Origin of the sequence: Streptomyces sp. 549, from assembly GCF_030124175.1 — a bacterium.
GTDB lineage: Bacteria > Actinomycetota > Actinomycetes > Streptomycetales > Streptomycetaceae > Streptomyces.
Genome location: NZ_JASKMT010000025.1, coordinates 40,921 through 59,513, shown reverse-complemented (window position 1 = coordinate 59,513; position 18,593 = coordinate 40,921). Strand labels below are relative to the sequence as shown.

The window sequence follows — 18,593 nt, the reverse complement described above, 5'->3', positions numbered from 1 at the left end:
CCCGGAGGGCGGCCCGCCGTCCGGGTGTGTTGCGGGGGACAGCGTAAGCGATCACCTGGACGTGGGGATAACCTGTCGATCGGATTTCGGCAGGACCCGCCCGGGCCCTTCCGCGGCACGGTGGAAAGTCAGGTTGCGGTGGCTGGTCGTCTGGCGCTGCTGCGCCACACGGTGTTCGGGGCGCACCCGGCCCGGGTGGTCGTGACGGCGTTCGCTCTCGCCGTGGTCGTCGGCACCACCCTGCTCGCCCTGCCCGTGGCGGCGGACGACGGCCGCCCCACCGGGCTGGTCCCGTCCCTGTTCACGGCGGTCTCCGCGGTCTGCGTGACCGGTCTTGCGGTGGTGGACACCGGTGAGCACTGGAGCGCCTTCGGTGAGGTCGTGGTCCTGGGGCTGATCCAGGCCGGCGGCTTCGGCATCATGACGATGGCCTCGCTGCTCGCCCTGCTGGTTCACGGCAGACTGCGGATGCGCATGGCCCTGCAGGCCCAGACGGAGACCAAGTCACTCGGTCTGGGGGACGTGCGGCGGGTCCTGCTCGGGGTCGCCGGAACCACCCTGGTGGTGGAACTGATCACCGCCGCGCTGCTTTCCCTGCGTTTTCGCTTCGGATACGGCATGCCGGTACCGGAAGCGCTGCGGCAGGGCGTGTTCCACGCGGTTTCGGCCTTCAACAACGCCGGGTTCTCACTCTTTCCCGACAGCCTGGTGCGGTTCCAGAGCGATCCGTGGGTGACGCTGCCGATCGCCGCCGCGGTGATCCTCGGCGGGCTGGGCTTCCCCGTGCTGCTGGAGGTGATCCGCCACCGGCGGCGCGCCCTGACCACCGGCCGCCGCAACTGGTCGCTGCACACCAGGCTGACGCTGGGCATGACCGCCCTGCTGCTGCTCGGCGGCACCGCGCTGACCTGCCTGCTGGAGTGGCGCAACCCCGGCACGCTCGGCCCGATGAGCACCGCGGACAAGCTGCTGGGCGGCTTCTTCCACTCGGCGATGACCCGCACCGCCGGTTTCAACGCGGTGGACGTCGCCGCGATGGAACCCTCGACGCTGCTGGCCACCTGCGCGTGGATGTTCGTCGGCGGCGGCAGCGCCGGAACCGCCGGAGGCATCAAGGTCACCACGTTCGCCGTGCTGGCCGCCGCCATGGTGGCGGAGGTGAGGGGCGAGCCGAACTCCGGCATCCTGGGCCGCAGGCTGGCGCCGCACGTGCTGCGGCAGGCGCTGACCGTGGCGCTGCTCGGCGTCGCGCTGGTGATGGGCGCGACGATCGCCCTGCTCACCGTGGTGCGGCTGCCGTTCGAGGTGGTGCTGTTCGAGGCGGTGTCGGCGTTCGGCACGGTCGGGCTGTCCGCCGGGGCCACCGGCGAGTTGGGCACCGCCGGAGAGCTGATCGTCATCCCGTTGATGTTCATCGGCCGGCTGGGGCCGGTCACCCTGGTGTCGGCGCTCGCCCTGCGGGAGCGCACGCGTCGGTACCAGCTACCCGAGGAGCGACCCGTCATTGGCTGACTTCCTGCGCACCCTGCGCGACCTGCGCACCCGCCGCCGCGACCGGACCCACCGCCCGGGCCGATCGCCCGCCGACCAGCGGGTGGCGGTGATCGGGCTGGGCCGCTTCGGCAGCTCCCTGGCGACCGGTCTGGTCCGGCGCGGCTGGGACGTGCTGGGCATCGACGAGAACCCGGCCCGGGTGCAGAAGATGTCCGACGGCCTCACCCACTCGGCCGTCGCGGACGGCACCGACATGGAGGCCCTGCGGCAGCTGGGCGTGCACGAGTTCGAGAGTGTGGTCGTCGGCATCGGCAACAACATCGAGGCCAGCATCCTCACCGCCTCCAACCTGATGGAGGCGGGCGTTCCCAACCTGTGGGCCAAGGCCGTCAGCAGGCAGCACGGGCTGGTGCTGGAGCGGCTCGGCGTGCACCACGTCGTGCTGCCCGAGCACGACATGGGCGAGCGGGTGGCCCACCTGGTGACCGGGCGCATGCTGGACTTCATCGAGTTCGACGACGACTACGCGCTGGTCAAGACGGTGGCGCCGAACGTGGCGACGGGCGTGCCGCTGGGCGTCAGCCAGGTCCGCAGCAGGTTCGGGGTGACGGTGGTGGGCATCAAGCGCGCCGGGGAGGACTTCACGCACGCCACGGCGGAGACGGTCGTCGAGCCGGGCGACGTGATTATCGTCACCGGCCGCACCAGGGCGGTCGAGCACTTCTCCGAGCTCCAGTAGGTGCATCGGGCATCTACTGACGGGTACGGACAGGCGTGCGGCATTGCCCTCTTGTGAGGGAACCGCATGATGCGGGTACGGTGAAAGACCTGGTCAAGATCGAGAGAGCGTGCCGGGATCCCTGGTCGGCGGCGCCGCTCCGCGCGCTTCGCTCCGATCGGTCGAACACCCCCCGAAAGGCACGCCCAGATGACCCATGGCCCAGATCCCGAAGCGTGCCGCGACGTCTACGCCCGGCCGGGCGTGCGCGAGCGGCGCTTCCTGGCGGACGCCCTGCGGACCGAGACCGTCGGCGGCATGGTGCTGCTCGCCGCCGCGGTCGTGGCGCTGCTGTGGGCCAACACCCCGCTCAGCGACCTCTACGGCACCGTGCGCGACTTCCACTTCGGGATTCCCGCGCTCGGCCTGGACCTGTCGGTCCAGCACTGGGCGTCGGACGGGCTGCTGACCATCTTCTTCTTCGTCGCCGGCATCGAGCTGAAGCGCGAACTGGTCGCCGGTGAGCTGCGGCGGCCCTCCGCGGCGGCGCTGCCGGTCGTCGCAGCCGTCTGCGGCATGGCCGTACCCGCCCTGTTCTACTTCGCGGTCAACGCCGCCGGGAACGGCGACCAGAGCGGCTGGGCGATCCCGATGGCGACCGACATCGCCTTCGCGCTGGGCGTTCTCGCCGTGGTGGGCACCAACCTGCCCTCCGGCATCCGGGCGTTCCTGCTGACCCTGGCCATCGTCGACGACCTGGGCGCGATCGTCGTCATCGCCATCTTCTACGCCTCGGCGCTGAACCTGTGGGCACTGGCCGGCGCGTTCGCCGGCCTCGCCCTGTTCTGGTTCCTGCACCAGCAGTTGGGCGTGCGGGGCTGGTACTACTACGTGCCGCTGGCCGTGACCATCTGGGCGCTGATGTACAACAGCGGCGTGCACGCCACCATCGCCGGCGTGGCCATGGGCATGCTGCTGCGGGTGCGGTCCCGCGACGGCGAGGACCACTCCCCCGCCGAGCGGATCGAGCACCTGGTGCGGCCGGTGTCGGCCGGGGTGGCCGTGCCGGTGTTCGCGCTCTTCGCCGCCGGGGTCGGCGTCAGCGGCGCGGCGCTCGCCGAGGCCGCCCGGCAGCCCGAGGCGATCGGCGTGGTGCTGGGCCTGTTCGCGGGCAAGGTGATCGGCGTATTCGGCGGCACCTGGCTGGCCGCCCGCTTCACCCGCGCCCGGCTCAGCTCCGACCTGGCCTGGTCGGACGTGGCGGGGGTGTCGATGCTGGCCGGCATCGGCTTCACGGTGTCGCTGCTCGTCACCGAGCTGGCGTTCGTCGGTGACGCGGAGACCACCGAGCACGTGAAGGCCGCCGTCCTGATCGCCTCGCTGATGTCGGCCGTCGCCGCGGTGGCGGTGCTGCGCGTCCGGGACGCGAAGTACCGCCGCATGTGGGAGGAGGAGACCCTCGACGAGGACGGCGACGGCATCCCCGACCTGGACCAGCGCGAGGAGGCCGAGCTGCTGGCCCGCGAGCAGGAGGCGGCGCTGCTCGCCGAGCAGCGCGCGGCCGCGGCCCGCGGCGCCCGGCCCGGCGAACGCCCCGGCGGCGACACCCCCTGACCCCGTGGCGCCCCCGCCCGGGTGTGGAGCCGGGAGCGGGCTGCCCGGGGCGTCACTCGCCGGGGCGGCCCAGCTCCAGGCGCACGAACCGCGGCCGGTACAGCGCGACGTCCCGCTGCACCGCCGCCACCGACTCCGGCACGTTCACGTCGTAGCTGAGCACCAGCTCGCGCGGCGGGTCGCCGCCGTCCGGCGCGTCGAGCGCGGGGTGCGCCTGCGGGTTGTAGGGCGCCGCACCGGCCGCCTCGCCGCCGGGCGGCAGCGGCGGCTCCAGCACGTCGGACGGGCCGCGCCACGGGCCCTGCGGCGAGCACGACCAGTACGAGGTGACGGTGGTCAGCCCCCGCCCGTCCGGGCCGCCCGCGTCCGTGGTCAGCAGCAGCCAGGTGCCGCCGCGCCGGACCACGGTGTAGGTGTTGCTGGCGCCGCGCGCCTCGTCGGGGCCGACCGGCAGTTCGGCGGAACGGGCGGCCTCCCGCTGCCAGCGGGAGCCGTCCCACCAGCGCCACGCCGACGGGTCGGCCAGCCGGCCGGGCGGCACCCGCGCCACGTGCGCGCCGGACGCGCCGCCGCGGGCGGTGCCCTCGTCGGCGCCGAACACGTACGTCCAGCCGCCGGAGCGGACCGCGGCCGTGCCGTAGAGCACGCGGCGGGCCGGGTCTGCGTCCTCCGGGGTGTCCACCGGCGTGATCGACTCCACGGCCAGGTCGGGCAGCGACAGCGTCGCCACCTCCGTCGCCCGCGGCACCCCGTAGACCCACTCGCCCGAGCCGGCCTCCCGCTGCCACAGCAGCACCCGCACCACCTGCTCCTCGGCGCCCGGGGTGCGCGGCTCCACCACGGCCTGGACGGGCCAGCGCCACACCTCCCGACCGTCGGCGGCGGCAAGCCCGGGGAACAGCGCACCGGGGCCCGCGCCCAGCACCGTCCGCTCCAGCCGGCCGTCCTCGTCCATCACCAGCGCCGCGTTGCGCACCCACACCGGGCGCTCGTCCCTGGACCGGCCGCCGTGCACCCGGTCCAGGAAGGTGTCGGCGGACAGCCACAGGGTCCGGCCGTCGGGCAGCCGCACCGAGCGGCTGCCGTCGCCGCCGGTCCAGTCGTCCAGGCGGGTGTTGTCGTTGCCGTAGCGGGTGAACTCGCCGGTGGTGCGGCGGTCGGGCTGCCAGCCGGTGACGGCCAGCGGACGGCACGCGTCCGCCCCCCGGTCGTCGCGGTCCTGCCGTTCGTCCCCCGGCACGGTCAGCCAGACCAGCACCAGGGCGGCGACGACCAGCAGGCCGAGCGGGCCTAGCAGCCGGGGCCTTCGGGGCAGCCGGAAGCGCGGGGCGCGGGTGCGGGCGGCGGCTCGCGTCTCGGTCATAGGCCGCCCAGGATACGGATCACCCCGGCGGCGCACCGGAAGACGGACCGGAAGACGGATCGGGCGAGGGCCCGGACGACGGACCGGGCTGCTGCCCTCGGCGTCCGGTCGGGCCGGGGCGCGGGGTGACGGCGGCGGCCAGCTCGTCCAGCGCGTCGGTCAGCAGTTCCGCGACGCGGACCGCGACGCCCTCGGAGTGCTCGGAGTTGCGCCGCCACTCGTCCAGGGCCGTGTGCACGGTGTCCCAGCGCGGCGCGACGCCGGCCCGCAGCGCGTCGGCAGCCGGGCCGGCCGCCGCGGTCAGGGCCCGCGCGAACTGCTCGGCACCCGGGTCGGGCGGCAGGGCGGGGTCCGTGGGCTGCGCCTCCAGCAGCATGGTGACGCGTCCCATGGTCAGCAGCGCGCTCTGCGCCTCGGCCGCGCTGCGCCGGGACAGCCCGCGGTGCCGGACCGGTTCGGCACCGGCCCTGGCAGTGGCCTGCTCCCACTCCGAGCGGGCCGCGCGGGCGTCCAGCTGCGCCTCCCTGACCTGCCGGGGACGGGCCTGGGCCGGCCGGTCCCAGGTGTGCACGACGGCGGCGGCGTAGCGGCAGTTGGCGGCCAGCCAGTCCGCGAGGCGGTCCCGCAGGCGCGGTGTCTCCCAGACGGGCAGCACCGGGTAGGACAGCAGCGCCAGCACACCGCCGACCAGGGTCAGCTCGATGCGCTCGGGAACCGTCTGCGCCCAGTCCTGGCCGACGACGCCGAGCAGGAACACCACGTAGGCGCTGGTCCACCCCGACACCACGCTGTACCCGGTCCGCATCAGCAGGTACAGCGCGAACACGCTCAGCACCGCCAGCGCCGCGCACACCGCGGGCCCGGGGCGGGCCAGCGCGAGCACCACGCCGGCGACCGCGACCCCGGCGACCGTGCCGACCAGCCGGGCGCTGCCGCGCTCGAAGGTCTGCGAGAAGTCGGGGCGCAGCACCATCACCACGGTCAGCGCGATCCAGTAGCCGTGCTCGGGTGAGAGCCAGCCGCCGATCACCTGACCCACCGCCACCACCGCGGCCAGCCGCAGCGCGTGCCGCAGCACCGCGGAGTCGGAGCGCAGTTCGCGACGCACCGCCCGCAGCGCCACCGCGACGGCGCTCGGCCCGCCGGGCCGCCGCAGGTACGGCGGGCGGCCTCCGGCCGTGACCTCGACGGGCTGCTCGGCGGCGTCCACCGCCTCCTCGCTGAGCGCGATCAGCCGCAGCGCTGCCTTGCGGGCGGGCCCGGCTGGCAGCACCGGCCCGTCCGCGGGCACCTTCAGGCTGTCCAACGCGTCGGAGGGCACCCTGACGGGCTCGGCACGGCGGATCGCACGGGCGGTGGAGTCCAGCACGGTCGCCGCCGCGCCGAGCAGTTCCCGTACCCGGTCGCGTTCCGGGCCGTCGGCCGCGGCGCCGCCGACCACGGGGTCGGCGAGGGAGGCGAGCACCGGCCGGAACCGTTCGGCCAGCGCGCGGTAACCGCGCAGCTGGCGGGGACGGCGGCGGGCCTGGCGGGGGCTGACGGCGGCGGCGCTGCGGGCCTCCATCAGCGGCTGCGGGTCGAAGGGCGCCACCGGGTCGTGCCGCAGGCGGCGGGCGTAGTCGGCGACCCCGGCGAGCGCGTCGGCCAGCGCGTCCCGGCGGGCGCCCCAGCGGCGGATCGGGAACACCACGATCAGCCCCGCCTGGACGACCCCGCCCAGCGCGATGGTCAGCGCGTGCAGGCCGGCGTCGGGCACCGAGCCGGGCAGCGTGACGACGATCAGCATGCAGGCCACGGTGAAACCCGCGACCACACCGGAGACCGGCCCCACGGCCCAGGCCATGCCGGCCGCGAACGACCACAGCAGGAGCAGGGCGAAGAACGCTGGCGGGCTGCCCGCCAGCAGGTAGCCGAGGAAGGCGCTCGCCGACAGTCCGGCGGCGGCGCCCAGGGCCAGTTCGGGGCGGGGCCGCCAGCTGCGCTGGAAGGTGGCGATGCCGGAGGCGAACGCGCCGAACGCGGACGATACGGCGAGCGCGGGGGTGCCCAGCCACAGGGCGAGGCCCACCACGAGCGCCACGCCGCAGGCGCCGCGCACGGCGATCAGCGGCGTGAGGGCCGCGCGCTCCACGCGGACCCCGGAGCGCGCGGTGTCGCGCAGCGCCTTCGCCCAGGACCTGAGGGTGTCCCGGCCGGTTGCTGTCATGATCGGCAAGGATACGGAACGGTCCGGGCGAAGGCGGGAGCGGCGGGCGGTGGTGACGCGAGGAACGCCCGGCTGCGAGGTCTGCCCGAGAGCAGCGACGGTGACGCCGACTACGTCTGGACCCTGCCGTCCGTTCGCGGGTAGGACGTAGCTTGGAACCACATCCACCCGGCGGGGGCTGCTCATGCACGAGGAACAGACCAGCATCGGCGACCGGATCGCCCGGCTTCGAAACCGGCGCGACCTGACGCAGGAACGGCTCGCCGAGGCCGCGGGCCTGTGCGTCGACGTGGTCCGCAAGCTGGAGCAAGGTCGTCGGCAGACCGCACGGCTGTCGACCATCAACCGGCTCGCCCGCGCCCTGGACGTCGAACCGTCCGTACTCATCGGACAACCCATCACCTTCGAGGCGCACCGCGACGGTGACAACCCCTCCGTCCTCGCCCTCAGGCAGGCCGTCTCCCCCGTGTCCGATCTCCTCGGGGAGGACAACGACCCGGAGGAACCGCCCAGTATCGGCGCGCTGAAAGCCGCCCTGCGCTCGACCGCCGATGTGCGGCGCAGGGGCGAGATGCACGCCATCGGCCTGATGCTGCCGCAGCTCATCCGCGACGCCCGCGCCGCGGCCCGCGCCCACACCGGCGCCGAGCAGGCCGCCGCCTACGCGGTGCTTGCCGAGGCGTACCAGGTCGCCGCCACCACCTTGACGGCCCTGTCGAAAGAAGACGCGGCGTTCACCGCGATGGAACGAGCGATGACGGCAGCTCACCACTCCGACGACCCGCACCTGGTGACCGTCGGCATCTCGTCCCTGGCGTGGATCTTCACCAAGCAGGGTCGGCTGGAAGACGCCGAACGCATCGCGCTGAAGCGAGCCGAGGCTATCGAACCGGGTTTCCGCTCACCTGAGCTGGACCTGTCCCTGTGGGGCATCCTGCTGCTGCGCGCAGCGACCGCGGCCGTACGGCAGGGACGCCACGACACAGTGACGGAACTGCTGAACATGGCGACGGCGGCCGGCGCGAGGATCGGCCGTGACCGCCTGGACTACGGCACTCCCTTCGGCCCGACGAACGCCGGAGTCGCGAAGGTCAACTTCCTGGTGGAGATGGAGCAGGGCGCGCAGGCGCTGAGCGCGGCCCGGCAGGTACCCGAGGTCGGGAAGTTGCCGCCGACGTGGCGGGCCCGCTTCCACGTGGACCGGGCGTTGGCGTATTCCGACCTCGGCAAGGACGACCTCGCCACACGCGCGCTACTCACCGCGGAGAGCGACGCCCCCGAGTGGATGCGCTACCACGGGACCGCCCGGCGGGTCGTCGCTGAACTCCGCAGCAGGGAGCGGCGCCGCACCTCCACGGTGACCGAACTGGCCGATCGCCTGCACCTGGACGGCTAGCTAGGACGAGGTGTCCTACCCTCGCGGGAGAATAGGGCGGAGCGTCACTGTTCCCTCACTCTGCGCGCCCATAGCGTGCGCTCACTGACAGCGGCACCGGCCGGAACACCCCGACAGGCCGACCGGTTCCGCCTCGCCGAGCAGTGAGGACACACGGATGCTCCACGCCTGCAAGGTTCTGTGCGGGGCCCGACGCCCCCCGTGGCAGGACAGGCCCGAAGACCTGGACGAACGGCTGCCCTGCGCCCGCCAGGCCCACCACGACGGCCCGCACGCGGACGCCGACGGCCGCACCTGGATCATCACCACCGCAGAAGTCCGCTACGCGCTGTCGGTGGTCTTCGCCGCCGAGGCCCTGCGTGACGCGCTCACGGAGGAGTTGGCCCCGTGATGTGGCTGCGCGTGTACCGTCTCCGGCCGGACGGCAGCCGCGTCACCGTGGTGCGGACCACCACGCGGCCCACCCGCGACGGCCGGTTGCCGCTGACGCTCGCCTGGCCGCCCTGTGCCTGCCCCCGCTGCCGGAAGCAGCCACCGGGCGCCGACTGACAAGCTGGAGCTGCTCCGGCTCAGCGGTCCAGCACCATCGCGCACAGGTCCGGCGCCCCTTCGAACGGCACCACGTCACCCACCGTCCGGTACCCCCACCCCTCGTACAGGGCTCGCACCTTGCTGTGCGCCCTCTGAACCAGCAGCGTGACCCGGTGCTCCGGACGGGATCCGATCAGCGCATCGTGGAGGGAGCGGGCCGCGCCGGTCTTCCGCCACGGTGTGCGCACCATCAGCTCGGACAGGGCGAAGGTTCGCGCACCGCTCTCCGCGGTGAACTCCGCGGGCAGCGGCGGATTCACTTCCGCCCACCAGGCCGTGTCCGGGCCGAGCGGAGCACCGTAGGCGTAGCCGACCGGCACACCCTGGTCGTAGCCGACCACGCACGCGAAGCCCTCCCGACCCGACCAGTGGTCCACGAACTCCGCGAACACCTCCCGGCCCGCGAGCGGGTCGCCGCTGCCCTCGTACACCTCGTCATGGACATCGAGGAGAAGCGGGCGGATCGCGGCGGCGTCAGCGTGGCCGTACTGCCTCAGATCAAGCTCGGCGCGTCTCGTCACGGTGCCCCTTCCCTGCGCTCAGCAGCGGCCATCACCCGCTCCATACGGGCAGCCATACGGCTGCTCACCACCCCGGACGCTCGAACGTCGCCCACCGTGGCGGCGGCCCGGCCGGCGTCGCCCTGGGCAAGCTGAAGCTCGGCGAGCAGCACCGTGTAGTACGCCCGGTTGCGGGTGAAGCGCCCTTCGAGCAGGTCAAGTGTGTGGGCGGCCTGTTCCTCGGCACGCCCGTACAGGCCGGCGCTCTGGTGCGCGAGCGCGGCCAGCCCGGACAGCTCCGCCGGGGTGAGGAACGCCAGCCACGACGCCGCGCCCACCGGGTCGGCCCGGTCGTACACCCGCTCAGCGGCAGCCAACTGCCGGCCCATGCCCGCGGGATCGCCTGTCTGCGCGAGGCAGTCCGCGAGGCGGGCATGCAGCAGCGCGCGAGCAGCGGCTGAGCACGGACGTGCCGCTCACCCAGGGCGGCCCGGTTGATGCGCGCCGCCTCGGCCGGGCGCCCGGTGTGCTCGGCCTGGACTGCGAGGTCGGACCAGGCGCGGGTGACGGCGACCGGGTCACGGGCCAGCAGAGCGGCTTGCAGGGCTTCGTTGCGCAACTGCGCGGCACGGGCATGGTCGCCGCAGTCGTACGCGGACCATCCGGCGCAGGCCGCCACGTCGGCGACAGCGCGTTGCAGGGCGCGTTCGACGCGCTCACCGTAGAGGCAGTGGTCCAAGGCGCGGTGGAGCCGGTTCAGGAAGTCGGTGGCGACGTGCGCCAGGGCACCGCCGCCGAGCCCGTTGAAGTGGGCGTCCAACAGCGTGATCGTGCCGTGGATGCGGTCCATGTCCGTCCTGCCGATACGTCCGCGCTGTGGTGTCTGGTCAGTGCCGAGGGCGGTGGCGAGAGACGCGGCGATGAAGGTCCGGCGCTGCACGGGGTGCCGGTCCTGCGCGGGCGCTGGCCGGGGCGCTGCGGGCGGCGGTGCGGCCTTGCGTGGCACGAAGCCCATGTCCTGTGGGGGGCGGTCGAAGATGTGCTGAAGGGGCCGAAGGTAGCGGGACCACGGCCACTGCACTTCGCCGGAGATCCAGCGCCTCACGTGCCGGTCGGTGCAGTTCGCCGGAGTGCCGAACTCGTCCTCGGCGGCGCGGTTGACTTCGTCGGCGAGTTGCTGGTGGGTGTAGCCGAACTCGCTGAGCAGCCTCTCCAGCGTGGTGTTCCGCCGCTTCACCATGGCCGTGTCCCCCTGTGTGCTTGCCCTCGACCGTAGTCCTACCGATGTGGCCCGTCCGGTGAAACCGTCCGGTCCGCTGTCGGTAACTGGGGTGGTTGTGTCCTGATGGCCTACCGGACACTTCCGGGAGTCTCGACGCATGACCACACACCGCCCACGTCGCCCGGTGAACACCCCGACGGTCCCCTGCGGGGCGCTGCGTCCGCCGTGGCAGGACGGGCCCGGAGACGCTGGCGAACGGCTGCCCTGCGCCCGCCCAACCGACCACAACGGGGCCCACACGGACGCCGACGGCCGGACCTGGATCATCACCACCGCCGAGGTGCGCTACGCCCTGTCCGTCCTGTTCGCCGCCGAGGCCCTGCGTGACGCGCTCGCCGAGGAGTTGGCCCCGTGATGTGGCTGCGCGTGTACCGTCTCCGGCCGGACGGCAGCCGCGTCACCGTGGTCCAGCGCACGGTGCGGCCTACCCGCGACGAGCAGCTGCCGGTGACGCTGGCCTGGCCGCCGTGCGCCTGCCACCGCTGCCAACCAGCAGCGGCCGGCCGATAGACCGGGCCGCCTGCGCCATGCCCCCGGCGAACGGCGCGGGCGGCCCGCGCAGGGGCGGCCCCGGGCGCGTACGTGGATCCGCGCACCCGGGGCCGCCTCCATCCGTTTTGCGGCTCCCTGCCGTCCGCTCGTTGGCCTGACGCCGCGCAACGTGGCCCGTCAGCGGGCATCCGGCAGGGCTGCTCAGTGGTTGCTGGGGAAGCCCAGGTTGATGCCGCCGCTGTCGGCCGGGTCGGGCCAGCGGGTGGTGATGACCTTGCCGCGGGTGTAGAAGGCGATGCCGTCGTTGCCGTAGACGTGCAGGTCGCCGAAGAGCGAGTCCTTCCAGCCGCCGAAGGAGTGGTAGCCGACCGGCACCGGGATGGGCACGTTGACGCCGACCATGCCGGCCTCGACCTCCAGCTGGAACCGGCGGGCCGCGCCGCCGTCCCGGGTGAAGATCGCGGTGCCGTTGCCCCAGCGGGAGCTGTTGATGAGCTGGAGCGCCTCCTCGTAGGTGTCGGCCCGCACCACGCACAGGACGGGTCCGAAGATCTCGTCGCGGTAGGCGTCGGCGTCGGTGGGCACCTTGTCGAGCAGGGACACGCCGAGGAAGAAGCCCTGCTCGTGGCCCTCGACCCGCAGCCCTGTGCCGTCGACGACGACCTCGGCGCCCTGCGCCGCGGCGCCGCGCACGTAGCCGGCCACCTTGTCGCGGTGCTCGGCGGTGATCAACGGGCCCATCTCGGACGCCGGGTCGTTGCCGGGACCGATGCGCAGCGCACGGGCCCGCTCGGCGATCTTGGCGACCAGTTCGTCCCCGGTGGCGCCGACGGCGACGACGACGGAGACGGCCATGCAGCGCTCGCCGGCCGAGCCGTAGGCGGCGTTGATGGCGTTGTCGGCGGCGAAGTCCAGGTCGGCGTCCGGCAGGACCAGCATGTGGTTCTTGGCGCCGCCGAGCGCCTGCACCCGCTTGCCCGCGGCGACCGCGCCGGCCTGGATGTAGCGGGCGATGGGCGTGGAGCCCACGAAGGACACCGCCGCCACGTCGGGGTGCTCCAGCAGCCGGTCGACGGCGACCTTGTCGCCGTTGACGACATTCAGCACGCCCTCGGGAAGCCCGGCCTCGGCGGCCAGTTCCGCCAGCCGGTAGGAGGCGGAGGGGTCCTTCTCGCTGGGCTTCAGCACGAAGGTGTTGCCGCAGGCCACGGCCAGCGGGAACATCCACATCGGCACCATGGCGGGGAAGTTGAAGGGCGTGATGCCCGCGACCACGCCGATCGACTGGCGGATGGAGGCCACGTCGACCCGGGTGGAGACCTGCGTGGACAGCTCGCCCTTGAGCTTCTCCGGGATGCCGCAGGCCAGTTCGACGATCTCCAGGCCGCGCGCCACCTCGCCCAGCGCGTCGGAGTGGACCTTGCCGTGCTCGGCGGTGATCAGGCTGGCCAGCTCGTCGCGGTGCGCGTCCAGCAGCTCGCGGTAACGGAACAGGATCGCGGTGCGGCGCGACAGCGAGGTCTGGCTCCAGGTGCGGTACGCGGCGGAGGCGGCGGCGACGGCGGTGTCCACCTCGGTGGCGGACGCCAGGGCGACGCGGGTGGTCTGCTCCCCGGTGGCCGGGTCGTACACCGGGCTGTGGTTGCCGGAGGTGCCGTCTACCGGCTTGTTGTCGATCCAGTGGCCGACGGTCTTCATTCGGTGCTCCTTCTGCGCGGCGGTAACGCGCGGCGGCGGATCTGCGGGACGGCCGTTCACGGCGTGGCGGGCGGTCGGGTTCCGGCGGAGGTGCCGGGGGCGGCGGACGGGCGGGGATCTGCGGACGGGCCGGGTTCCGGGGCCTGCGGCGGGGTGAGCGGGCGGCGGCGGGCGGCGACCTGGCGCTCGTACTCGGCGCGGGCCTTGCGGGCGGCCGGGCGGGTGGCGGTCCCGGCCACGGGGACGTCCCACCAGGCCTGCGCGCCGGGCGCGGTGGGGCTGGTGTCGGTCTCGACGTACACGCAGGTGGGGCGGTCGGAGGCGCGCGCGGTGGCGAGCGCCTGCCGCAGTTCGGCGACCGTCTCCGCGCGCAGCACGTCCATGCCGAGCGAGGCCACGTTGGCGGCGAGGTCCACCGGCAGCGGGTCGCCGGTGTAGGTGCCGTCGGCGGCGCGGTAGCGGTAGGCGGTGCCGAACCGCTCCGCGCCCGTCTCCTCGGCGAGGTTGCCGATGGAGGCGTAACCGTGGTTCTGCAGCAGCACCAGGTTGACGTTGATCCCCTCCTGTACGGCGGTGACGATCTCGGTGGGCATCATCAGATAGGTGCCGTCGCCGACGAGGGACCACACCGGGGTGTCGGGGGCGGCCAGCCGCACGCCGATGCCCGCGGGGATCTCGTACCCCATGCAGGAGTAGCCGTACTCCAGGTGGTACTGGCGCGGTGAGCGGGCCCGCCACAGCTTGTGCAGGTCGCCGGGGAGCGAGCCGGCCGCGTTGATCACCACGTCCTCGTCGCCGACGACGGCGTCCAGCGCGCCGAGCACCTGCGGCTGGGTGGGCCGCCGGGTGTCGTCCTCGGCCGCGTAGACGGCGTCCACCGTGCGCTCCCAGCGTTCCTTCGCCGCCCGGTACTCCTCGCGGTAGGCGTCGGGCAGCCGGTGGCCGGCGAGGGCTTCGGTGAGCGCCTCCAGTCCGGCGCGGGCGTCGGCGACCAGCGGCAGCGCGCTCTGCTTGTGCGCGTCGAAGGCGGTGGTGTTGAGGTTGACGAACCGCACGCCGGGGTGGGTGAAGAGGGTGCCGGAAGCGGTGGTGAAGTCGGAGTAGCGGGTGCCGACGCCGAGCACCAGGTCCGCCTCGCGGGCCAGCGCGTCGGCGGTGGCGGTGCCGGTGTGGCCGATGCCGCCGACGTCTGCGGGGTGGTCGTGGCGCAGCGAGCCCTTGCCGGCCTGGGTGGACGCCACCGGGATGCCGGTCGCGTCGGCCAGCGCCCGCAGGGCCTGCTCGGCCTCACTGTGGTGCACACCGCCGCCGGCGACGATCAGCGGGCGCCGGGCGGCGCGCACGGCGGCGGTCGCGGCGGCCAGTTCGGTGGCGTCCGGTGCGGGGCGGCGGACCGCCCAGACGCGCTCCGCGAAGAACTCCTCCGGCCAGTCGTACGCCTCGGCCTGGACGTCCTGGGGCAGCGCGAGGGTGACGGCGCCGGTCTCGGCCGGGTCGGTGAGCACCCGCATGGCCTCCAGCGCGGCGGGGATCAGCGCCTCGGGCCGGGTGATCCGGTCGAAGTAGCGGGAGACGGGCCGCAGCGCGTCGTTGACGGAGACGTCCCCCGCGCCGGGTGCCTCCAGTTGCTGGAGCACCGGGTCGGCGACGCGGGTGGCGAAGGTGTCGCCGGGCAGCAGCAGCACCGGCAGCCGGTTCACGGTGGCCAGGGCGGCGCCGGTGACGAGGTTGGTGGCGCCGGGGCCGATGGAGGTGGTGACGGCGTGCACGCGCAGCCGGTTGCTGTGCCGGGCGTAGCCGACGGCGGCGTGGACCATGGCCTGTTCGTTGCGGCCCTGGAGGTAGGGCATGGTGTCCTGGTGCTCCAGCAGCGCCTGGCCGATGCCGGCGACGTTGCCGTGCCCGAAGATGCCCCAGGTGGCGTTGACAAGTCGCTGCCGCCGGCCGTCGCGGCTGGTGTACTGGGCGGTGAGGAAGCGGACGAGCGCCTGGGCGACCGTGAGCCTGCGGACGGACGTCACCGGCCCCCCTCCTTGTCCTTCGTCTGCGGTGCGGATTCCCGCCCCTGATGTGCGGATTCACTCGCCTGATACATCGGTAGCCTCGAATCCACTGGTGTTTCTCCCCATGCACGACGGATCCACGCGTGGTCAGGATGGTCGCAGATAAGCCAGCCGCGATCCAGACCCGGGCCGGCCATGACGTTGAGGTAGTACATGTCGTGGCCCGGCGCGGCGATGGACGGGCCGTGCCATCCGTCGGGGATGAGCACCGCGTCACCGCTGCGCACCTCGGCGAGCACGTCGGTGCCGCGGCCCCTCCCCGAGGGGCTGACCCGCTGGTAGCCCAGGCCGGGTGTGCCGTCGTGCGGGGCGATCTCGAAGTAGTAGATCTCCTCCAGCTCCGACTCCTCCCCGGGCCGGCACTCGTCGTGCTTGTGCGGCGGGTAGGACGACCAGTTGCCGCCGGGGGTGAGCACCTCCACGGCGATGAGCCGGTCGGCCTCGAACACGTCGGCCGCGCCGAAGTTGTTCACCTGGCGCGAGCAGGTGCCGCTGCCGCGCAGCTCCACGGGCACGCCGGAGGCGGGTCCGTAGCGGGCGGGCAGCCGCCGCTCGCAGCGGGCGCCGGTGAGCGCGAACCGCCCGCCACGCTCGGAGGCCAGCTCGGCGTCGGCGTCGCGGGGCAGGTAGGCGAAGTCGGTGACGGCCTCGAAGACGCCGGGCCGCCCGTGCAGGTCGAAGACCTGCCCGTCGACGGCGACCGTGCAGGCACCGGCGAGCGGCAGCACGATCCACTCGCTGTCGCCGGTGGGGAAGGCGTGGCGTCCGCCGGGCGGCAGTTCGACGATCCGCAGCGAGCTGTGCCCCCAGCCGGCCCGCTCGGGGTCGACGTCCAGGGTGTAGGGGCCGCGCGCGGCACTGCCGGCCGGCAGGTGGAAGCCGCCGTCCGCCTCGGTGCGCTGGGCGGCTTCGGGGTGCTGGGCGGCTTCGGGGTGCCGGGTGGTGTCGGTGCGTCGGGTGGTGTCGGTCATGGTGTCAGCCTCCCCTCTCAGAGCAGTCCCACGGCGGTGTCGACGGCGCCGCCGACGTCACCGTCCGCCGGGTAGAGCAGGGACCGGCCGACGACCAGGCCCTGCACGGTGGGCAGGGCGAGTGCCTTGCGCCATTTCTCGTAGGCGCCGTCCTGGTCGCCGTTGACCTCGCCGCCGAGCAGCACCGCGGGCAGCGTGGACGTCTCCATGACATGTGCCATGTCGTCGACGTCGTTGGTCACCGGCACCTTCAGCCAGGTGTAGGCCGAGGTGCCGGCCAGCCCGGAGGCGATGGCGATGGACTTGGTGACGGCTTCGGCGCTGAGGTCGTTGGTGACCTTGCCGTCGCTGCGCCGGGACATGAACGGTTCGACGAAGACGGGCAGGCGGTGGGCGGCCATCTCGTCCACCGCCCGGGCGGTGGAGAACATGGTGCTCAGCGAGCCCCGGTCCTCGTAGTCGATGCGCAGCAGCAGCTTGCCGGCGTCGAAGTGCAGGCGCGCGAGGTCCTCGGCGCGGTGGCCGGTGAAGCGGTCGTCCAGTTCGAAGGTGGCGCCGGCCAGGCCGCCGCGGTTCATCGAGCCGATCACGACCTTGTTCTCCAGCGCGCCCAGCAGGAGCAGGTCCTCCAGGATGTCGGCGGTGGCGAGCACTCCGTCGACACCGGGCCGCGAGAGCGCGAGGGTCAGCCGTTCCAGCAGGTCCGGGCGGTTTGCCATGGCCAGGTGCCGGGTGCCGACGGCGAGCGCGCCGCGGGCGGGGTGGTCGGCGGCGACGATCATCAGCCGTCCGGAGTCACCGAGGAGCGGGCGGCGGGCGCGCCGGTCGGCGGCCTCTGCGATGGCCTCCGGGTGCCGGGCGCGCACCCGGACGAGGTCGGAGATGCTGATGCTCAAAGCGTGCTCCCTGTCGGAGGTAGCGGGGCGCCCTCCGCGGGGAGGGGAAGGCGTGGGGCGGCCGGGCGTCAGCCGGCGAGGAGTTCTTCGACCTCGGAGGCGAAGGGCATCGCGGAGGAGCAGGCGAGGCGGGAGGCGACCAGCGCGCCGGCGGCGTTGGCGAAGCGCATCATGCGGTCGAGGTCCCAGCCGGCGAGCAGGCCGTGGCAGAGCGCGCCGCCGAAGGCGTCGCCGGCCCCGAGCCCGTTGACCACCTCCACGGGGTGCGGCGGCACCTCGGCTGAGCGTCCGTCGCGGTGCACGGCGAGCACGCCCTTGGGGCCCTGCTTGACCACGGCCAGCTCCACGCCGGCGGCCAGCAGCGCGTCCGCGCAGCCCCACGGGTCGCGCACGCCGGTGGCCACCTCGCACTCGTCGAGGTTGCCGACGGCGACGGTGACGTGTTCGAGCGCCTGCCGGTAGTAGGGGCGGGCGCCTGCGGGGTCGGCCCAGAACATCGGCCGCCAGTCGAGGTCGAAGACGGTGTGGCCGCTCCCGCCGCGGGAGGCCAGCGCGGCGAGTGTCGCCGAGCGGCTGGGCTCCTCGCACAGGCCGGTACCGGTGACCCACAGGATGCGGGCGGCGCCGAGTGCGGCGTGGTCGAGTTCGGCCGGCCGGATCTCCAGGTCCGGTGCCTTGGGCTGCCGGTAGAAGTAGAGCGGGAAGTCGTCGGGCGGGAAGATCTCGCAGAAGGTGACCGGGGTGGGCAGCCCGGGGACGGCGGTGACCCACCGGTCGTCGACGCCGAACCCGCGCAGCGCCTGGTGGCAGTAGTCGCCGAACGGGTCGGCGCCGGTGCGGCTGATGAGCGCGGCGGACCGGCCCAGGCGGGACGCGGCCACCGCCACGTTGGTGGGTGATCCGCCGAGGAACTTCCCGAACGTCTCGACCTGCGGCAGCGGCACACCGGTCTGGAGCGGGTAGACGTCCACCCCGATGCGGCCCATCGTGATGACGTCGAGTGGCTCGGTCATGGCTGCTCTTTCCTCGGCTTCCACCGGTTCGCCGCCCCTGCTCGGGGTGGCCGTCGTCTGTCGGTTCGCGGGCGGGCGGGGCGAGCCAGGTGAGGCGAGGAGGCCCGCAGTGACTCAAGATGTAGACCCGGCTCCCGGCCGCTGTCAATAATTTGTCCTTACATTCGGACGTCCGGACCCCAAAGCGTCGTCGGCGTTATCGTGCTGTTACGTCAAGATGAAGTGTTGTCCTGACAAAGTCTTGACAGCGCCACTCCTCAAGGAGTCGAATCCAGACCAGCAAACGGTGACGTTTC

Annotated in this window: 15 protein-coding genes and 1 pseudogene; 7 read left to right on the top strand and 9 right to left on the bottom strand. The window is 73.5% G+C overall.

Annotated elements, in window-relative coordinates; genetic code table 11:
* Window positions 1-138 precede the first annotated feature (138 nt).
* The 3 genes from QNO07_RS22525 (at window position 139) to nhaA (ending at window position 3,826) form a co-directional block, all read left to right on the top strand.
* A complete protein-coding gene (locus tag QNO07_RS22525) occupies window positions 139-1,512 on the top strand; it encodes a TrkH family potassium uptake protein (protein ID WP_283994090.1) in 1,374 nt (457 codons plus the stop codon).
* Entirely contained in the window at window positions 1,505-2,233 is a 729-nt protein-coding gene (locus tag QNO07_RS22520; protein WP_283994089.1) for a potassium channel family protein, read from the top strand. Before QNO07_RS22525 ends, QNO07_RS22520 begins: the two co-directional genes overlap by 8 nt.
* Before the next feature lie 189 nt (window positions 2,234-2,422).
* On the top strand, window positions 2,423-3,826 hold the full coding sequence (gene nhaA / locus QNO07_RS22515; protein WP_283994087.1) for a Na+/H+ antiporter NhaA: 1,404 nt from the start codon (window positions 2,423-2,425) through the stop codon (window positions 3,824-3,826).
* 52 nt (window positions 3,827-3,878) lie between these two features.
* Here the strand turns inward: nhaA and QNO07_RS22510 are convergent, their stop codons facing one another.
* Together QNO07_RS22510 and QNO07_RS22505 are read right to left on the bottom strand one after the other, a co-directional pair.
* Complete coding sequence (locus QNO07_RS22510; protein ID WP_283994085.1) at window positions 3,879-5,189, bottom strand: DUF5005 domain-containing protein; 1,311 nt, start codon at window positions 5,187-5,189, stop codon at window positions 3,879-3,881.
* Between the two features lie 19 nt (window positions 5,190-5,208).
* Complete coding sequence (locus tag QNO07_RS22505; RefSeq protein ID WP_283994084.1) at window positions 5,209-7,395, bottom strand: FUSC family protein; 2,187 nt, start codon at window positions 7,393-7,395, stop codon at window positions 5,209-5,211.
* A gap of 184 nt (window positions 7,396-7,579) precedes the next feature.
* Between QNO07_RS22505 and QNO07_RS22500 the strand changes: the two genes are divergently transcribed.
* From QNO07_RS22500 to QNO07_RS22490, 3 genes are all read left to right on the top strand, one after another.
* A complete protein-coding gene (locus tag QNO07_RS22500; RefSeq protein ID WP_283994083.1) occupies window positions 7,580-8,791 on the top strand; it encodes a helix-turn-helix domain-containing protein in 1,212 nt (403 codons plus the stop codon).
* Window positions 8,792-8,948: 157 nt separating this feature from the next.
* Window positions 8,949-9,182, top strand: coding sequence for a hypothetical protein (locus QNO07_RS22495; protein WP_283994082.1), 234 nt, complete (start codon window positions 8,949-8,951; stop codon window positions 9,180-9,182).
* Window positions 9,182-9,340, top strand: coding sequence for a hypothetical protein (locus QNO07_RS22490; protein ID WP_283994081.1), 159 nt, complete (start codon window positions 9,182-9,184; stop codon window positions 9,338-9,340). Before QNO07_RS22495 ends, QNO07_RS22490 begins: the two co-directional genes overlap by 1 nt.
* A gap of 20 nt (window positions 9,341-9,360) precedes the next feature.
* On the opposite strand, the gene QNO07_RS22485 is transcribed toward QNO07_RS22490, so the two are convergent.
* Window positions 9,361-9,903 carry a GNAT family N-acetyltransferase gene (locus tag QNO07_RS22485; protein ID WP_283994080.1) on the bottom strand — a complete coding sequence of 181 codons (543 nt, stop codon included), beginning with the start codon at window positions 9,901-9,903 and terminating at the stop codon, window positions 9,361-9,363.
* Window positions 9,900-11,122: pseudogene (locus QNO07_RS27755) on the bottom strand (NsdA family TPR-like regulatory protein). The gene QNO07_RS22485 and the pseudogene QNO07_RS27755 overlap by 4 nt, the downstream one beginning before the upstream one ends.
* 139 nt (window positions 11,123-11,261) lie before the next feature.
* Here QNO07_RS27755 and QNO07_RS22470 point away from each other — a divergent pair.
* Window positions 11,262-11,519, top strand: coding sequence for a hypothetical protein (locus QNO07_RS22470; protein WP_283994077.1), 258 nt, complete (start codon window positions 11,262-11,264; stop codon window positions 11,517-11,519).
* Window positions 11,520-11,857: 338 nt separating this feature from the next.
* Here QNO07_RS22470 and QNO07_RS22465 read toward each other — a convergent pair whose 3' ends face one another.
* From QNO07_RS22465 to iolC, 5 genes are all read right to left on the bottom strand, one after another.
* Window positions 11,858-13,354, bottom strand: coding sequence for a CoA-acylating methylmalonate-semialdehyde dehydrogenase (locus QNO07_RS22465; protein ID WP_283994076.1), 1,497 nt, complete (start codon window positions 13,352-13,354; stop codon window positions 11,858-11,860).
* 56 nt (window positions 13,355-13,410) lie between these two features.
* Window positions 13,411-15,375 (bottom strand): 3D-(3,5/4)-trihydroxycyclohexane-1,2-dione acylhydrolase (decyclizing), encoded by a 1,965-nt coding sequence (iolD, locus tag QNO07_RS22460; protein WP_283994075.1) that lies wholly within the window; start codon window positions 15,373-15,375, stop codon window positions 13,411-13,413.
* Complete coding sequence (iolB, locus tag QNO07_RS22455) at window positions 15,372-16,388, bottom strand: 5-deoxy-glucuronate isomerase (protein WP_283994074.1); 1,017 nt, start codon at window positions 16,386-16,388, stop codon at window positions 15,372-15,374. The genes iolD and iolB overlap by 4 nt, the downstream gene beginning before the upstream one ends.
* A gap of 17 nt (window positions 16,389-16,405) precedes the next feature.
* Window positions 16,406-17,284, bottom strand: a complete 879-nt coding sequence (locus QNO07_RS22450; protein WP_283994073.1) for a Cgl0159 family (beta/alpha)8-fold protein — start codon at window positions 17,282-17,284, stop codon at window positions 16,406-16,408.
* Window positions 17,285-17,352: 68 nt separating this feature from the next.
* A complete protein-coding gene (gene iolC, locus QNO07_RS22445) occupies window positions 17,353-18,297 on the bottom strand; it encodes a 5-dehydro-2-deoxygluconokinase (RefSeq protein WP_283994072.1) in 945 nt (314 codons plus the stop codon).
* Window positions 18,298-18,593 lie beyond the last annotated feature (296 nt).

What these genes read in the sequence shown, in the direction of transcription:
- QNO07_RS22495 (WP_283994082.1), top strand. Translation starts at nt 8,949, where the DNA reads ATGCTCCACGCCTGCAAGGTTCTGTGCGGGGCCCGACGCCCCCCGTGG.
- nhaA (WP_283994087.1), top strand. Translation starts at nt 2,423, where the DNA reads ATGACCCATGGCCCAGATCCCGAAGCGTGCCGCGACGTCTACGCCCGG.
- QNO07_RS22500 (WP_283994083.1), top strand. Translation starts at nt 7,580, where the DNA reads ATGCACGAGGAACAGACCAGCATCGGCGACCGGATCGCCCGGCTTCGA.
- QNO07_RS22465 (WP_283994076.1), bottom strand. Translation starts at nt 13,354, where the DNA reads ATGAAGACCGTCGGCCACTGGATCGACAACAAGCCGGTAGACGGCACC.
- iolC (WP_283994072.1), bottom strand. Translation starts at nt 18,297, where the DNA reads ATGACCGAGCCACTCGACGTCATCACGATGGGCCGCATCGGGGTGGAC.
- QNO07_RS22510 (WP_283994085.1), bottom strand. Translation starts at nt 5,189, where the DNA reads ATGACCGAGACGCGAGCCGCCGCCCGCACCCGCGCCCCGCGCTTCCGG.
- QNO07_RS22470 (WP_283994077.1), top strand. Translation starts at nt 11,262, where the DNA reads ATGACCACACACCGCCCACGTCGCCCGGTGAACACCCCGACGGTCCCC.
- iolB (WP_283994074.1), bottom strand. Translation starts at nt 16,388, where the DNA reads ATGACCGACACCACCCGACGCACCGACACCACCCGGCACCCCGAAGCC.
- QNO07_RS22490 (WP_283994081.1), top strand. Translation starts at nt 9,182, where the DNA reads ATGTGGCTGCGCGTGTACCGTCTCCGGCCGGACGGCAGCCGCGTCACC.
- QNO07_RS22505 (WP_283994084.1), bottom strand. Translation starts at nt 7,395, where the DNA reads ATGACAGCAACCGGCCGGGACACCCTCAGGTCCTGGGCGAAGGCGCTG.